The sequence below is a fragment of the Enterobacter sp. T1-1 genome, assembly GCF_000710795.1.
GTDB classification, from domain to species: domain Bacteria; phylum Pseudomonadota; class Gammaproteobacteria; order Enterobacterales; family Enterobacteriaceae; genus Enterobacter; species Enterobacter cloacae.
In genome coordinates this window covers 1-15,531 of sequence record NZ_JALW01000009.1, presented here as the reverse complement: position 1 = coordinate 15,531, position 15,531 = coordinate 1, and the positions used below count along the sequence as shown (strand labels likewise).

19 protein-coding genes are annotated in these 15,531 nt (G+C 54.9%); 16 read left to right on the top strand and 3 right to left on the bottom strand.

The features are described from left to right. Positions 1-13: 13 nt before the first annotated feature. The 3 genes from AK59_RS0104490 to mdcH are packed head-to-tail and all read left to right on the top strand — an operon-like array spanning position 14 to position 2,489. Positions 14-973, top strand: a complete 960-nt coding sequence (locus AK59_RS0104490; RefSeq protein ID WP_029882149.1) for an AEC family transporter — start codon at positions 14-16, stop codon at positions 971-973. A gap of 2 nt (positions 974-975) precedes the next feature. Next, the gene (locus AK59_RS0104485; RefSeq protein WP_029882148.1) at positions 976-1,593 is read left to right on the top strand and encodes a malonate decarboxylase holo-ACP synthase; all 618 of its coding nucleotides are present in this window, start codon (positions 976-978) and stop codon (positions 1,591-1,593) included. Then, positions 1,593-2,489: a malonate decarboxylase subunit epsilon gene (mdcH, locus tag AK59_RS0104480; RefSeq protein WP_029882147.1), complete on the top strand. Its 897-nt coding sequence runs from the start codon at positions 1,593-1,595 to the stop codon at positions 2,487-2,489. Before AK59_RS0104485 ends, mdcH begins: the two co-directional genes overlap by 1 nt. 62 nt (positions 2,490-2,551) lie before the next feature. Here the strand turns inward: mdcH and AK59_RS0104475 are convergent, their stop codons facing one another. Further along, positions 2,552-3,484, bottom strand: coding sequence for a LysR family transcriptional regulator (locus AK59_RS0104475; protein ID WP_013099042.1), 933 nt, complete (start codon positions 3,482-3,484; stop codon positions 2,552-2,554). A 15-nt stretch (positions 3,485-3,499) separates the two neighbouring features. Next, entirely contained in the window at positions 3,500-5,404 is a 1,905-nt protein-coding gene (locus AK59_RS0104470) for an ABC transporter ATP-binding protein (protein ID WP_013099041.1), read from the bottom strand. Positions 5,405-5,542: 138 nt separating this feature from the next. On the opposite strand from AK59_RS0104470, the gene kefG reads away from it, so the two are divergent. The 4 genes from kefG (at position 5,543) to slyD (ending at position 8,792) form a co-directional block, all read left to right on the top strand. Further along, positions 5,543-6,094 carry a glutathione-regulated potassium-efflux system ancillary protein KefG gene (gene kefG, locus AK59_RS0104465; protein WP_029882146.1) on the top strand — a complete coding sequence of 184 codons (552 nt, stop codon included), beginning with the start codon at positions 5,543-5,545 and terminating at the stop codon, positions 6,092-6,094. Further along, complete coding sequence (kefB, locus tag AK59_RS0104460; RefSeq protein ID WP_029882145.1) at positions 6,094-7,899, top strand: glutathione-regulated potassium-efflux system protein KefB; 1,806 nt, start codon at positions 6,094-6,096, stop codon at positions 7,897-7,899. The genes kefG and kefB overlap by 1 nt, the downstream gene beginning before the upstream one ends. Positions 7,900-7,912: 13 nt before the next feature. Beyond that, a complete protein-coding gene (locus tag AK59_RS0104455) occupies positions 7,913-8,113 on the top strand; it encodes a YheV family putative zinc ribbon protein (RefSeq protein WP_013099038.1) in 201 nt (66 codons plus the stop codon). Between the two features lie 94 nt (positions 8,114-8,207). Continuing rightward, positions 8,208-8,792 carry a peptidylprolyl isomerase gene (gene slyD / locus AK59_RS0104450; RefSeq protein ID WP_013099037.1) on the top strand — a complete coding sequence of 195 codons (585 nt, stop codon included), beginning with the start codon at positions 8,208-8,210 and terminating at the stop codon, positions 8,790-8,792. A gap of 51 nt (positions 8,793-8,843) precedes the next feature. On the opposite strand, the gene AK59_RS0104445 is transcribed toward slyD, so the two are convergent. Beyond that, entirely contained in the window at positions 8,844-9,062 is a 219-nt protein-coding gene (locus AK59_RS0104445) for a protein SlyX (protein WP_003861693.1), read from the bottom strand. Positions 9,063-9,300: 238 nt separating this feature from the next. Here AK59_RS0104445 and fkpA point away from each other — a divergent pair, with 238 nt between their 5' ends. From fkpA to AK59_RS1000000124220, 9 genes are all read left to right on the top strand, one after another. Next, positions 9,301-10,122, top strand: coding sequence for an FKBP-type peptidyl-prolyl cis-trans isomerase (fkpA, locus tag AK59_RS0104440; RefSeq protein ID WP_013099036.1), 822 nt, complete (start codon positions 9,301-9,303; stop codon positions 10,120-10,122). A gap of 166 nt (positions 10,123-10,288) precedes the next feature. Then, entirely contained in the window at positions 10,289-11,011 is a 723-nt protein-coding gene (locus AK59_RS0104435) for a helix-turn-helix transcriptional regulator (RefSeq protein ID WP_003861697.1), read from the top strand. Next, entirely contained in the window at positions 11,011-11,397 is a 387-nt protein-coding gene (gene tusD / locus AK59_RS0104430; RefSeq protein ID WP_029882144.1) for a sulfurtransferase complex subunit TusD, read from the top strand. Before AK59_RS0104435 ends, tusD begins: the two co-directional genes overlap by 1 nt. Then, positions 11,397-11,756, top strand: a complete 360-nt coding sequence (tusC, locus tag AK59_RS0104425) for a sulfurtransferase complex subunit TusC (protein ID WP_029882143.1) — start codon at positions 11,397-11,399, stop codon at positions 11,754-11,756. The genes tusD and tusC overlap by 1 nt, the downstream gene beginning before the upstream one ends. Positions 11,757-11,763: 7 nt before the next feature. Beyond that, positions 11,764-12,051, top strand: coding sequence for a sulfurtransferase complex subunit TusB (gene tusB / locus AK59_RS0104420; RefSeq protein ID WP_013099033.1), 288 nt, complete (start codon positions 11,764-11,766; stop codon positions 12,049-12,051). A 124-nt stretch (positions 12,052-12,175) separates the two neighbouring features. Continuing rightward, positions 12,176-12,550 carry a 30S ribosomal protein S12 gene (rpsL, locus tag AK59_RS0104415; RefSeq protein ID WP_000246815.1) on the top strand — a complete coding sequence of 125 codons (375 nt, stop codon included), beginning with the start codon at positions 12,176-12,178 and terminating at the stop codon, positions 12,548-12,550. 96 nt (positions 12,551-12,646) lie between these two features. Continuing rightward, on the top strand, positions 12,647-13,117 hold the full coding sequence (gene rpsG, locus AK59_RS0104410) for a 30S ribosomal protein S7 (RefSeq protein ID WP_003861706.1): 471 nt from the start codon (positions 12,647-12,649) through the stop codon (positions 13,115-13,117). A gap of 96 nt (positions 13,118-13,213) precedes the next feature. Continuing rightward, positions 13,214-15,328, top strand: a complete 2,115-nt coding sequence (fusA, locus tag AK59_RS0104405; RefSeq protein ID WP_029882142.1) for an elongation factor G — start codon at positions 13,214-13,216, stop codon at positions 15,326-15,328. Between the two features lie 69 nt (positions 15,329-15,397). Continuing rightward, on the top strand, positions 15,398-15,531 hold a 134-nt coding region (locus tag AK59_RS1000000124220), incomplete at its 3' end, for a GTP-binding protein (protein WP_009484166.1).

The following is a 15,531-nucleotide window of genomic DNA, read 5'->3' as shown; positions in this document are numbered from 1 at the left end:
TCACAGGTGATTTATGACTTACGTAATTGTTCATGCTCTCGCACCGATTTTCGTCATCATGCTGCTGGGATTCTGGGCCGGTAAGGCAAAGATGGTCGATAACAAAAATGTTTCCCTGCTCAATATCTTCGTCATGGATTTTGCGCTGCCTGCCGCGCTGTTCAGCGCGACCGTGCAAACCCCGTGGACCGGTATCGTGGCGCAGTCGCCGCTGATCCTGGTACTGACTCTGGCGATGTGGATCACCTACGCAGCCATCTATTTCCTTGCCACGAAGGTCTTTAAAAAATCCCCTCAGGATGCGGCCGTGCTGACGCTCACCGTCGCGCTGCCAAACTATGCGGCGCTTGGTCTGCCGATTCTGGGCAGCGTGCTGGGTGAAGGATCTACCACGTCTTTGTCTGTGGCGGTCTCTATTGCCTGCGGGTCCGTGCTGATGACGCCGTTCTGTTTGCTGATCCTGGAGCGGGAAAAAGCGCGCGCTGAGGGCAATACCTCCGGCTCAACCCTCTCTATGCTGCCGGTGCTGATGTGGCGATCCATTAAAAAACCGATCGTGATGGGGCCTCTGCTGGGTGTGATTTTATCCGCCATCGGCATCAAAATGCCGGAACTGGTCCTCTCTGCAATTAAACCGTTGGGGCTGTCTGCCACCGCTGCGGCGCTGTTCCTGACCGGGGTGATCCTCTCTGCCCGTAAGCTGCAGATCAACACCATGGTGATCACTTCCACCATCGCTAAGCTGCTTATCCAGCCAGCCATTGCCTGGGGCATCGTTTTAATCTTCGGTCTGCACGGCTCCGTGGCGATCACCGCTATTCTGATGATTGCGCTGTCCGCGGGCTTCTTCGGGGTCGTGTTTGGTAACCGCTTTGGCGTGCAGTCACCGGATGCAGAAGCGGTACTGCTGTTAAGCTCAGTCCTGTGTATCCTGTCGCTGCCGCTGTTTATCTCGCTGACTTCAGGAATGTAATCATGACCACAACATTACGCCCCCACGACCTCATCTGGCTTACCTCGCGCGACGCGCTGGAAGGTATTACTGAAACCTGGGTGGATGCCGCCTGGCATACCGGCCTGCCGGTGGTGGTGCGGCGTGATGTTGATAACGATGGCCGAATCCCCGTTGGCGTGCGCGGACTGCGCCGCGACCAGCGGGCGGCCGGATGGGTGAAGCCCGGGAATGTGTTACGCGTGGTGTCACCTGAAGAGCTGTGCGTCACCGCCGATCTGCTGCGTTCGCCGTTTGTCACCCAGCCACCGGTTCAGGTGGCGTTACAGCTTGCGCAGCAGTCGTGGCCGTGGACGTGGGGCATAACCGGCAGCACCGGCTATGCGCTGGCGACCGGCATTCCGGTGATCCATGCCGACAGCGATCTTGATCTGCTGATCCGCGCCCCGCAGCCGATATCACCCGACGCGTTTACCGCCTGGCAGTCGCAGTTGAGTGGTGCGCTGTGCCGGGCTGATACCCAGGTGGATACGCCAGAGGGCGGATTCGCGCTGGCGGAGTGGCTGCGCGATGGCAAAACGCTGCTGAAAACCCGCCGTGGGCCACGCCTGGTGGTTGACCCATGGCGCAGGGAGGAGTGATGAAAATACTGTTTACCTTTCCGGGGCAGGGTACGCAGCATGAAGGTATGCTGCAAAACCTGCCGGGAACGGAACTGGCTCAGGCGCGTGAGGTGCTGGGTGCCGAAGTTGATACGCTGGACAGTGCCGCCTCGTTAACCCATACCCGTGCGGTTCAGCTTTCTCTGCTGATTGCTGGCGTGTCCTGGGCGCGCGAGCTGGAGCGACGTGACGTGTCGCCTGACATCGTCAGCGGTTTATCGATTGGCGCTTATCCCGCGGCGGTAGTGGCAGGGGCGCTGGAATTTACGGACGCGCTTAAGCTGGTGGCGCTGCGTGGCGACCTGATGGAGCAGGCCTGGCCCCACGGCTACGGCCTGACGGCCATCATGGGCTTAACCCTGCCGCAGGTGGAACAGCTTATCGAGGGTAGCGGAACGTATATTGCTAACCTGAATGCCGAAACGCAGATCGTCATTGCCGGATCCGATGAAGGGATGGCGCAGGTGGCAAAATGCGCTCTGGAAAAGGGGGCGAGCAAAGTGCAAAGGCTGGCAGTCAGCGTGCCATCCCATTGTGAACTGCTGGCGGAGCCGGCACAAAAGCTGGCGGCGGCGTTTGAGTCCGTCACGCTGGCTCGTCCACGCTGTGCGTACCTGAGCGGCAGCACCGGGCGCGTGCTCTGGCAGCCGGAAAAGATCGCGGACGATCTGGCGATGAACATGGCGCGTACGGTGCGCTGGCAGGAGGCGATGATTTCCGCGAACGAACGCGAAGCCCGGCTGGCGATCGAGATGCCGCCCGGTGGCGTCCTGACCTGCCTGACACGTCAGGCGGCGTGGGAAGGGGAGACCATATCACTCGAGCGCAGCGGTGTGGATGTGGCGGTGCATCTGGCAGGAAGGCTTCGTGCGTGAATTTTTAGCCCGGTGGCGGCTACGCCTTACCGGGCCTACGGGTTCGGTTGCCTTGTTTTGTATCACACACTTTCCTGCAGGCTGCGCGCATACATCCGCCCTTCGGCGGCTAATGCCCGCAGGCTCGGGTCCTGCTCGCGGTTGCGGGCGAACACAATCGCGATAAGCTGCTGCATCTGGTACGGTTCTGCCAGCTTCAGTAGCTGCACTGAATTTTCGTAGACCTTCTTCATCCTGCCCGGCATCAGCGTAAAGCCGACGCCCGCCTGAACCAGGCTGAGCATTGAGAAAATGTCATTCACGCGGGTGACGATTTCCGGTTCAAATCCAGCGATATGAAATGCCTCCTGGAACCCCGCATAGGTGGCAAACCCTTCTGCCAGCGAGACAAATTTCTGATCTTTGTAATCGCGTAAATCCGCCAGCCCGCTGGTATTCAGCGTGGCAGAGGCAGGCGCGGCCAGGAAAATGTCATCATGAAACAGGGGGAGGACTTCAAGGCTGTTGCGGTCGATATTGCTTTCGGAAATCGAGATGAGGATCGCGTCCAGCGTACCGTCGTCAAGCATATGCAGCAACGTATCGTTGGAGCCCATGGTCAGATCCATCTCCAGATCCGGGCGACGCAACTTCATGCCCATGATCAGGCGCGGCACGGTTTCCAGCGTCAGCGAGTAGAGCGTGCCGACGCGCAACCGTCCCTGACCAATACCGGCGACTTTACGGGACTCTTCCAGCCCGCGCTCCATCACCTGCATAACTTCCTGACAATACTCCAGCAGCGTCCAGGCGGACGGAAGGGCAATCAGGTTACGTCCCTTATGGGTAAAGAGCGGACAGCGGACGTTCTCTTCCAGAGTATGCAGTGCACGATGCACGCTGACGCCGCTCAGACCCAGCGTTTCGGCAGTACGCGCGATATTGCCCTTCTCCATAAACGTCATGAAGATGCTGAGCTTACGGAATGTAATGTCGCTCGTGATATCGAAACCCATAACCCTCCCGGCGTGTCAGTCAGCCTGCAGCATCGCTTCCAGCTGTTCCTGGGCATCCAGCCATGCCATTTCGCACTCTTCGAGGCTGGATTTGGTCTTCGCCTGGGTTTGCAGACAGTCGGTCAGCTCCGCTTTACGGCTCTGGTCATACAGTTCGCTGTCGCCCAGCTTCTCTTCAACGGCGGCAAGCGTGGCGTTGAGCTTTTCCATCTCTTTTTCGAGACGGGCAATTTCTTTACGCAGTGGTTGAGTCTGAGTACGCAGTTCAGCTTCACGACGCTTCTGATCTTTACGCGCCTGCGCGCTGTTGGCGTTCTCTTTCGCCGACTCTTCCGGCTGGTTCTCTTGCTTCTGCACGTCCGTCAGCCACTGCTGATAGTCTTCCAGGTCGCCGTCAAACGGCTCGACTTTACCGTCGTGCACCAGATAGAGATCGTCCGTGGTGGAGCGGATCAGGTGCCGATCGTGCGAGACCACAACCAGCGCGCCCTCAAACTCAATCAGCGCTTCGGTCAACGCCTGACGCATGTCGAGGTCGAGGTGGTTGGTCGGTTCATCGAGCAGCAGCAGGTTCGGGCGCTGCCAGACGATCAGCGCCAGCACCAGACGCGCTTTTTCGCCGCCGGAGAAACGCTCTGTGTTTTCAGTGACCTTATCACCCTGGAAGCCAAAGCCGCCGAGGTAGTCGCGCAGCTTCTGCTCCATCTCCTGCGGCGCCAGACGTGCCAGATGCTGGATAGGGGATTCATCCGCGCGTAAAAATTCCAGCTGATGCTGGGCGAAGTAGCCAAGCTTGATGCCTTTCGCCAGACCGATTTCGCCGCTTACCGGGTTAAGCTCGCCCGCCAGCAGTTTGATGAGCGTTGACTTACCGGCACCGTTACGCCCCAGAAGACCAATGCGCGAACCTGGCACCAGGTTGAGTTTGATGGAGTCGAGGATGATGCGATCGCCGTATCCGGCGCTCACTTTTTCCATCTTCAGCAGCGGGTTTGGCAGGCTCTCCGGCTCGCGGAAGCTAAAGTGGAACGGGTTATCCACATGCGCCGGGGCAATCATCTCCATGCGTTCCAGCATCTTGATGCGGCTCTGGGCCTGCTTGGCCTTTGAGGCTTTGGCCTTGAAGCGGTCAACAAAACTCTGCAGATGCGCCACGCGCTGCTGCTGGCTTTCGTACATCGCCTGCTGCTGGGCGAGGCGAGTCGCCCGCTGGCGTTCGAAAGAGCTGTAGTTTCCGGTGTATTCGAACATATTTTGCTGTTCGATATGAATGATTTTATCCACAACCGGATCGAGGAAGTCGCGGTCGTGGGAGATCAGAATCAGAGTGCCCTGATAGCTCTTGAGCCACTTCTCCAGCCAAATGACCGCATCGAGATCGAGGTGGTTGGTCGGTTCATCGAGCAACAGCAAATCGGAGCGGCAGATCAGCGCCTGCGCCAGGTTAAGACGCATACGCCAGCCACCGGAGAAGTCGCTGACGGGACGTTCAAGCTGTTCGTTGCTGAACCCCAGGCCGTGGAGCAGGCTGGAAGCGCGGGAGCGAATGGTCCACGCGTCGATGGCGTCCAGCTTGCCGTGGACAGTGGCGATGGCGTGGCCATCGTTGCGCTCGTTGGCGGCGTTCAGTTCCGCTTCCAGCTTACGGTATTCACGATCGCCATCAATAACATAGTCGAGCGCCGGCTCACTCAGGGCGGGCGTCTCCTGGTTTACCCAGGCGAGCTGCCAGTTTCCCGGATAAGTAAAGTTACCGCCATCCGCGCTAATCTCGTTTTTCAGCAGCGCCAGCAGGGTGGATTTACCGCAGCCATTTTTGCCGACCAGACCCACTTTTTGACCTGGATTAATGGTGGCGGTGGCGTTATCCAGCAGGACGCGCACGCCGCGGCGAATTTGTAACGAGGAGAAAACAATCATAGAAGCGCCGTATGTTCCGACTATGTTAATTTGTCATTATGATAATGTAAGGTGTGGGCCATTTTCCGCACCGGGCCGCCATGGTAGCCCAAAACAACGACGATACACAAAAACAGAAACAGAACCGGGAGGGGAGTGATGTCTCAGACAGCAAAAGTGCTGCTGCTGTATGCCCATCCGGAATCTCAGGACTCGGTGGCAAACCGCGTCCTGCTTAAGCCGGCTACTCAGCTCAGTAACGTGACGGTGCACGACCTCTACGCGCACTACCCTGATTTCTTTATCGATATTCCGTACGAGCAGGAATTGCTGCGTCAGCATGATGTGATTGTGTTCCAGCATCCGCTCTATACCTATAGCTGTCCGGCCCTGCTGAAAGAGTGGCTGGATCGGGTGCTGAGCCGGGGGTTTTCCAGCGGGGTGGGGGGCAACCAACTGGCGGGAAAGTACTGGCGTAGTGTGATTACCACCGGTGAGCCGGAGAGCGCCTACCGCTACGATGGCCTTAACCGTTATCCGATGAGCGATATCCTGCGACCGTTTGAACTGACGGCGGCGATGTGCCGTATGCACTGGATGAGCCCGATTATTGTCTACTGGGCACGGCGTCAGGATCCGAAGGCGCTGGCGAGCCACGCCAGAGCGTACGGAGAATGGCTGGCATCACCGATTCCGGCAGGAGGGCGTTAATGGAAGGATCGAATTTACTCCTCGCCGGGGTGCTGTTTTTGTTTGCCGCGGTGGTGGCTGTACCGTTGGCCGCACGGCTCGGTATTGGCGCGGTACTCGGGTATCTGCTGGCGGGGATCGCGATTGGCCCCTGGGGGCTGGGATTCATCAGCGATGTCGATGAAATTCTCCATTTCTCCGAGCTGGGTGTGGTCTTCCTGATGTTCATCATTGGCCTGGAGCTTAATCCGTCAAAGCTGTGGCAGCTCCGGCGCTCTATCTTTGGCGTTGGTGCGGCGCAGGTGCTGTTCAGCGCGGCCATTCTGGCCGGGTTGCTGATGCTCACTGACTTTTCGTGGCAGGCGGCGACCATCGGCGGTATTGGCCTTGCCATGTCCTCAACGGCGATGGCATTGCAGCTGATGCGGGATAAGGGCATGAACCGCAGTGAGTCGGGGCAACTGGGCTTTTCGGTGCTGCTGTTTCAGGATTTAGCGGTGATCCCGGCGTTAGCGCTGGTGCCGCTGTTGGCCGGGCCGAGTGACGATCACTTTGACTGGGCAAAAGTCTCCATGAAGGTGCTGGCTTTTGCGGGCATGCTAATTGGGGGACGTTTTCTGCTGCGGCCGGTGTTCCGCTTCATCGCCGCGTCAGGCGTGCGCGAGGTGTTTACCGCCGCAACGCTGCTGCTGGTATTAGGCTCTGCGCTGTTTATGGACGCGCTGGGGCTGTCGATGGCGCTGGGTACGTTTATCGCCGGGGTGCTGCTCGCCGAGAGCGAATACCGCCACGAACTGGAAATTGCGATCGAACCCTTTAAAGGGCTGCTGTTAGGGCTGTTCTTTATTTCGGTGGGCATGGCGCTCAATCTCGGTGTGCTCTATACCCATCTGCTGTGGGTTATTGTGAGCGTGGCTGTGCTGGTGGCGGTGAAAACGCTGGTGCTGTATGTCCTGGCGCGTATATCCGGGCTGCGCAGTTCGGAACGTATGCAGTTTGCCAGCGTGCTAAGCCAGGGGGGAGAGTTCGCGTTTGTGCTGTTCTCTACGGCATCGTCCCAGAAACTGTTCAAAGACGATCAGATGGCGCTTCTGCTGGTGACGGTCACGCTGTCGATGATGACCACGCCGCTGCTGATGAAGCTGGTGGATAAACTGCTGTCGCGCCGCTTAAACCCGGCTGACGATGAAGATGAAGCCCCGTGGGTGGAAGACGATAAGCCGCAAGTGATTGTGGTGGGGTTTGGCCGCTTCGGGCAGGTGATTGGTCGTCTGCTGATGGCGAACAAAATGCGCATCACGGTGCTCGAGCGGGATATCAGCGCGGTCAACCTGATGCGCAAATATGGTTATAAGGTTTACTACGGCGATGCGACGCAGCTCGAACTGCTGCGATCCGCAGGTGCGGAGGCGGCGGAGTCGATCGTCATAACCTGTAACGATCCGGAAGATACGATGAAGCTGGTCGAACTCTGCCAGCAGCATTTCCCGCATCTGCATATTCTGGCGCGTGCGCGGGGACGTGTTGAAGCGCACGAACTGTTGCAGGCGGGTGTGAAACACTTCTCGCGTGAGACGTTTTCCAGTGCGCTGGAGCTGGGGCGCAAAGCGTTGATTTCGCTGGGTATGCACCCGCATCAGGCGCAGCGGGCCCAGATGCACTTCCGACGGCTGGATATGCGAATGCTGCGCGAGCTGATGCCCGTACACACGGATACGGCGCAGATTTCCCGCGTGCGGGAAGCGCGTCGCGAGCTGGAGGAGATTTTCCAGCGTGAGATGCAGCAGGAACGACGCCAGTTGGACGGCTGGGACGAATTTGAATAAAGGGTAACCAAATATGGCTGTACGTAAACGCTTTATTGCGGGCGCAAAGTGCCCTTCCTGCCAGGCGCAAGATACTCTGGCAATGTGGCGTGAAAATAATATTGATGTTGTTGAGTGTGTTAAGTGCGGCCACCAGATGCGTGAGGCCGACAAAGAAGCGCGCGATCATGTACGCAAAGAAGAGCAAGTGATCGGCATTTTTCATCCGGACTAGCGATATGCCCTGAGTTTTTTTAAGCTAAAGGGTACACGGGTGCAGATTTCCGCTACAATCTGCGCCAGCAATTTTCCCACGCTCAGGAGATATCATGAAAGTAGCAAAAGACCTGGTGGTCAGCCTGGCCTATCAGGTACGTACAGAAGACGGTGTGTTGGTTGATGAGTCTCCGGTGAGTGCGCCGCTGGACTACCTGCATGGTCACGGTTCTCTGATTTCCGGCCTGGAAAACGCGCTGGAAGGTCATGAAGTTGGCGATAAATTTGACGTTGCTGTAGGCGCGAACGACGCATACGGCCAGTATGACGACAACCTGGTTCAGCGCGTTCCTAAAGACGTGTTCATGGGCGTTGACGAACTGCAGGTTGGCATGCGCTTCCTGGCGGAAACTGACCAGGGCCCGGTTCCGGTTGAAATTACTGAAGTTGAAGACGACCACGTTGTGGTTGATGGCAACCACATGCTGGCTGGCCAGAACCTGAAGTTCAACGTAGAAGTTGTCGCTATCCGTGAAGCAACCGAAGAAGAGCTGGCTCATGGTCACGTTCACGGTGCGCACGGTCACGACCATGACCACGATCACGGCCATGACGGCTGCTGCGGTGGCCATGGCCACGACCATGGTCACGACCACGGTAAAGGTGGTTGCGGTAACGGCGGCTGTGGCTGCCACTAATTCCGTATAACGGAAAATAAAAAAGCGGGATTATCCCGCTTTTTTTTCGCCTCAATAGTGAGGTGGTGGCGTCTCTTCAGACTGTGAGGCGATGTTTGACGGCTGCGTAGCCTTCAGCTTTTCCGTCAGCAGGCGCATATGATCCCGCAGTTTCGCCATTTCGAGTTCATGCGCGGTCACGGTCTGGTTAAGCTCTTCGATGGTGATGTCCTGAAAAGCCAGGCGGCTTTCCAGTTCAGCCAGTCTCGCTTCAATCGTTGTGTCCTTCATCATTCACCTCGTCTGTTTCTGATTCGCCATAATGGGCCAGCGGCGGCGAAGTTTAACTGAGTTTGTTCCTTAGTGCAGTATCCATCCCTTTGGCAAGAAACTTATTTAAACAAAAATAGTCTTAAAAGTGGCGAGAATCGGGAGAGTCTGTCTGTAGATTTCTTCCACAACGTTTTATAGTACGTAGCTCATTTACGTTTAATGCTGGGGTGAGAGTCCCCAGGCCCTGGAGATATGGATGAAATCACTGTTTAAAGTAACGCTGCTGGCGACGACGATGGCTGTTGCGCTGAACGCGCCGCTGTCCTTCGCTGCTGATACTGCTGCGAAGCCTGCTGCAACTGCAGACAGCAAAGCGGCGTTCAAAAATGACGACCAGAAATCTGCCTACGCACTGGGCGCATCTCTGGGTCGTTACATGGAAAATTCTCTGAAAGAACAAGAGAAACTGGGCATCAAACTGGACAAAGCTCAGCTGATCGCGGGTGTTCAGGATGCGTTTGCTGATAAGAGCAAACTGTCTGACCAGGAAATTGAACAGACTCTGCAGGCGTTCGAAGCGCGTGTGAAAGGTGCCGCTCAGACGAAGATGGAAGCGGACGCGAAAGACAACGAAGCGAAAGGCAAAGCCTACCGCGATACCTTTGCTAAAGAGAAGGGCGTAAAAACCTCTTCTACCGGTCTGGTATACAAAGTTGAGAAAGAAGGTACCGGTGATGCACCGAAAGACAGCGATACTGTCGTGGTGAACTACAAAGGTACGCTGATCGACGGTAAAGAGTTCGATAACTCCTACACCCGCGGTGAGCCGCTCTCCTTCCGTCTGGATGGTGTGATCCCAGGCTGGACTGAAGGTCTGAAAAACATCAAGAAAGGCGGTAAGATCAAGCTGGTTATCCCACCGGATCTGGCCTATGGCAAAACCGGCGTTCCGGGTATCCCTGCCAACTCTACGCTGGTGTTTGACGTAGAGCTGCTGGATATCAAACCGGCACCGAAAGCCGATGCGAAACCAGAAGCGCAGGCAGATCAAAAAGCTGCCGCAGACGCGAAGAAGTAATGTAATGAAAACCGCCGCCTTTAAGGCGGCGGTTTTTTTTATTGTGGGGCAGATATAATTAACACTGGAAAGTGCCAGGTACGCTGTATTAATTTAGTTGTCCGTGTAGATAATGAGCCTGCCCTGAAAACCTAACGACAGGCTCCTGAAAAGGAGTGTTTTTTTCATGTCCAGGTCGCTTTTAACCAACGAAACCAGTGAACTTGATTTGCTGGATCAACGTCCTTTCGACCAGACCGACTTCGATATTCTGAAATCCTACGAAGCGGTGGTGGACGGGTTAGCGATGCTCATTGGGTCCCACTGCGAAATCGTATTGCACTCCCTGCAAGATCTGAAGTGTTCCGCCATCCGCATTGCTAATGGTGAGCATACTGGCCGTAAAATTGGTTCGCCAATTACCGACCTTGCATTGCGTATGCTGCATGACATGACCGGCGCGGACAGCAGCGTCTCCAAATGCTATTTCACTCGCGCCAAAAGCGGCGTGCTGATGAAATCAGAAACCATTGCTATTCGAAATCGCGAGCATCGTGTGATCGGACTGCTGTGCATCAACATGAACCTTGATGTGCCATTCTCGCAAATCATGAGCACCTTTATTCCGCCTGAAACGCCAGACGTGGGCTCTTCTGTTAACTTTGCCTCTTCAGTTGAGGATCTCGTCACGCAGACGCTGGAGTTCACGATTGAAGAGGTGAATGCCGATCGCAACGTATCGAACAACGCCAAGAACCGTCAGATCGTGCTGAATCTCTATGAAAAAGGCATTTTTGATATCAAAGACGCCATCAATCAGGTGGCTGACCGCCTGAACATTTCCAAACATACGGTCTACCTCTATATTCGCCAGTTCAAAAGCGGTGATTTCCTGGGGCAGGATAAGTAATGCGTTTTGCGTTAATGGTGACAGGCCCGGCGTATGGCACTCAGCAGGCCAGCAGCGCACTGCAATTTGCCCAGGCGCTGCTAAAAGCCGGACATGAACTGGTGAGCGTCTTCTTTTATCGGGAAGGGGTCTATAACGCGAACCAGTTTACGTCGCCGGCCAGCGATGAGTTTGATCTGGTGCGCGCCTGGCAGGCGTTAAATAAGACGCAGGGTGTTGAATTGCATATCTGCGTGGCAGCGGCCCTGCGTCGCGGTGTCGCTGATACAACCGAAGCCGCGCGTCTTGGTTTAGCCGGTTCCAACCTGCAGCCCGGATTTTCACTAAGTGGTCTGGGCGCGCTGGCGCAGGCTGCGCTCACCTGTGACCGAGTGGTGCAATTCTGATGAAACGCATCGCGTTTGTTTTTACCACTGCCCCGCACGGTAGCGCATCGGGCCGAGAAGGGCTGGATGCGCTGCTCGCGACATCTGCATTGACCGAGGAGATCGGCGTCTTCTTTTTAGGGGACGGGGTGTTTCAGCTTCTGGCGGGCCAGCAACCGCAGGCGATTTTGATGCGGGATTACATCGCCACCTTTAAAGTGTTGCCGCTGTACGACATTGAAACCTTCTATGTGTGTGCCGACTCGCTGGCCGCTCGCGGATTAGATGAGAAGACGCCTTTTGTTCTGGATGTCTCGTGCCTGTCTTCTGCTGCGCTGCGCGAACAACTCTCTCACTACGACACTGTTCTGACTTTCTGAGGCTGCCATGCTCCATACCCTGAGCCGCTCACCGTGGCAATGTGATATCGACACGCTACTGAGCATGCTGCGCGAAGGTGATGACCTGCTGCTGATTCAGGATGGCGTACTTGCTGCGCTGGAAGGCAGCCGTTTCGTTGAAATCCTCACGAATGCCCCCATAACTGTCTCTGCGCTAAAGGACGATCTGGATGCGCGGGGTCTTTCTGGTCAAATTTCAGCCAAAATTGACGTGGTTGGCTATACTGATTTCGTCAATCTTACTGTGACGCACGCCAGTCAAATGAACTGGTGATTTGAGATCGCTGTATATTTCTTGACACCTTTTCGACGTAGCCCTAAAATTTCGCGTCCTCATATTGTATGAGGTCGTTTTATTACGTGTTTACGAAGCAAAAGCTAAAACCAGGAGCTATTTAATGGCAACAGTTAACCAGCTGGTACGCAAACCACGTGCACGCAAAGTTGCAAAGAGCAACGTGCCTGCGCTGGAAGCATGCCCGCAGAAACGTGGTGTATGTACTCGTGTGTATACCACCACTCCTAAAAAACCAAACTCCGCACTGCGTAAAGTATGCCGTGTGCGTTTGACTAACGGTTTCGAAGTGACTTCCTACATCGGTGGTGAAGGTCACAACCTGCAGGAGCACTCCGTGATCCTGATCCGTGGCGGTCGTGTTAAAGACCTTCCGGGTGTTCGTTACCACACCGTTCGTGGTGCGCTGGACTGCTCAGGTGTTAAAGACCGTAAGCAGGCTCGCTCCAAGTACGGCGTGAAGCGTCCTAAGGCTTAATGGTTCTCCGTTAAGTAAGGCCAAACTGATTTATCTTAATGTCAAACTAAACTCGTAGAGTTTTGGACAATCCTGAATTAACAACGGAGTATTCCCATGCCACGTCGTCGCGTCATTGGTCAGCGTAAAATTCTTCCAGATCCGAAATTCGGATCAGAACTGCTGGCAAAATTTGTAAATATCCTGATGGTAGATGGTAAAAAATCTACTGCAGAAGCAATCGTATACAGCGCGCTGGAGACCCTGGCTCAGCGTTCTGGTAAAAATGAACTGGAAGCTTTCGAAGTCGCTCTCGACAACGTTCGCCCAACTGTAGAAGTTAAGTCCCGCCGCGTTGGTGGTTCTACTTATCAGGTTCCAGTTGAAGTTCGTCCGGTTCGTCGTAATGCCCTGGCAATGCGTTGGATCGTTGAAGCTGCTCGTAAACGCGGTGATAAATCCATGGCTCTGCGTCTGGCGAACGAACTTTCTGATGCTGCAGAAAACAAAGGTACTGCAGTTAAGAAACGTGAAGACGTTCACCGTATGGCAGAAGCCAACAAGGCGTTCGCACACTACCGTTGGTAATCCCTTCGGAGTATTAGTCACCAGGCGGGCGCTTCAGAGAAGCTGCCCGCTCTGGGTTACTTAACTGAACGCCTAAAGAAACAAACGAGGAATCAAATGGCTCGTACAACACCCATCGCACGCTACCGTAACATCGGTATCAGTGCGCACATCGACGCCGGTAAGACCACTACTACCGAACGTATTCTGTTCTACACCGGTGTAAACCATAAAATCGGTGAAGTTCATGACGGCGCAGCCACCATGGACTGGATGGAACAGGAGCAGGAGCGTGGTATTACTATCACCTCCGCAGCGACTACTGCATTCTGGTCAGGTATGGCTAAGCAGTACGAACCGCATCGCGTAAACATCATCGACACCCCAGGGCACGTTGACTTCACCATCGAAGTAGAACGTTCCATGCGTGTTCTTGACGGCGCGGTAATGGTTTATTGCGCAGTTGGTGGTGTTCAGCCACAGTCTGAAACCGTATGGCGTCAGGCGAACAAATATAAAGTTCCACGCATCGCGTTCGTTAACAAAATGGACCGTATGGGTGCTAACTTCCTGAAAGTTGTTGGCCAGATCAAAACCCGTCTGGGCGCGAACCCTGTTCCGCTGCAGCTGGCAATTGGTGCTGAAGAAGGCTTCACCGGCGTTATCGATCTGGTGAAAATGAAAGCCATCAACTGGAACGATGCAGACCAGGGCGTTACCTTCGAATACGAAGATATCCCGGCTGAGATGCAGGACCTGGCTGACGAATGGCACCAGAACCTGATCGAATCCGCTGCTGAAGCTTCTGAAGAGCTGATGGAGAAATACCTGGGTGGTGAAGAACTGTCTGAAGAAGAGATCAAAAAAGCTCTGCGTCAGCGTGTTCTGAACAACGAAATCATCCTGGTAACCTGTGGTTCTGCGTTCAAGAACAAAGGTGTTCAGGCGATGCTGGATGCGGTAGTTGACTACCTGCCATCCCCGGTTGACGTTCCTGCGATCAACGGCATCCTGGACGACGGTAAAGATACTCCGGCTGAGCGTCACGCAAGCGACGACGAGCCGTTCTCTGCACTGGCGTTCAAAATTGCTACCGACCCATTCGTGGGTAACCTGACCTTCTTCCGCGTTTACTCTGGTGTGGTTAACTCCGGTGACACCATCCTGAACTCCGTGAAAGCGGCGCGTGAACGTTTTGGCCGTATCGTACAGATGCACGCTAACAAACGTGAAGAGATCAAAGAAGTTCGTGCGGGCGACATCGCTGCAGCTATCGGTCTGAAAGACGTGACCACCGGTGACACCCTGTGTGACCCGGATCACCCGATCATTCTGGAGCGTATGGAATTCCCTGAGCCGGTAATCTCCATCGCGGTTGAACCAAAAACCAAAGCTGACCAGGAAAAAATGGGTCTGGCTCTGGGCCGTCTGGCGAAAGAAGACCCATCATTCCGCGTATGGACTGATGAAGAATCTAACCAGACCATCATCGCAGGTATGGGTGAACTGCACCTGGACATCATCGTTGACCGTATGAAGCGCGAGTTCAACGTTGAAGCGAACGTGGGTAAACCTCAGGTTGCTTACCGCGAAGCGATTCGCGCGAAAGTTACCGATATCGAAGGTAAACACGCTAAGCAGTCTGGTGGTCGCGGTCAGTACGGTCACGTTGTGATCGACATGTACCCACTGGAGCCGGGCTCTAACCCGAAAGGTTACGAGTTCATCAACGACATCAAAGGTGGTGTAATTCCTGGCGAATACATCCCTGCCGTTGATAAAGGCATCCAGGAACAGCTGAAAGCGGGCCCTCTGGCTGGCTATCCGGTTGTTGACATGGGTATCCGTCTGCACTTCGGTTCTTACCACGACGTTGACTCCTCTGAACTGGCGTTTAAACTGGCTGCGTCTATTGCCTTTAAAGAAGGCTTTAAGAAAGCAAAACCAGTTCTGCTTGAGCCAATCATGAAGGTTGAAGTAGAAACTCCTGAAGAGAACACCGGTGACGTTATCGGTGACTTGAGCCGTCGTCGCGGTATGCTGCGCGGTCAGGAATCCGAAGTAACTGGCGTTAAGATCCACGCTGAAGTTCCGCTGTCTGAAATGTTCGGATATGCAACTCAGCTGCGTTCTCTGACCAAAGGTCGTGCATCATACACCATGGAATTCCTGAAGTATGATGATGCGCCTAACAACGTTGCTCAGGCCGTTATTGAAGCCCGTGGTAAGTAATCCACAGGATTAAAACCTAAGTCCCGTGCTCTCTCCTGAGGGGAGAGCACTATAGTAAGGAATATAGCCGTGTCTAAAGAAAAATTTGAACGTACAAAACCGCACGTCAACGTTGGTACTATCGGCCACGTTGACCATGGTAAAACTACCCTGACTGCTGCAATCACTACCGTTCTGGCTAAAACCTACGGTGGTTCTGCTCG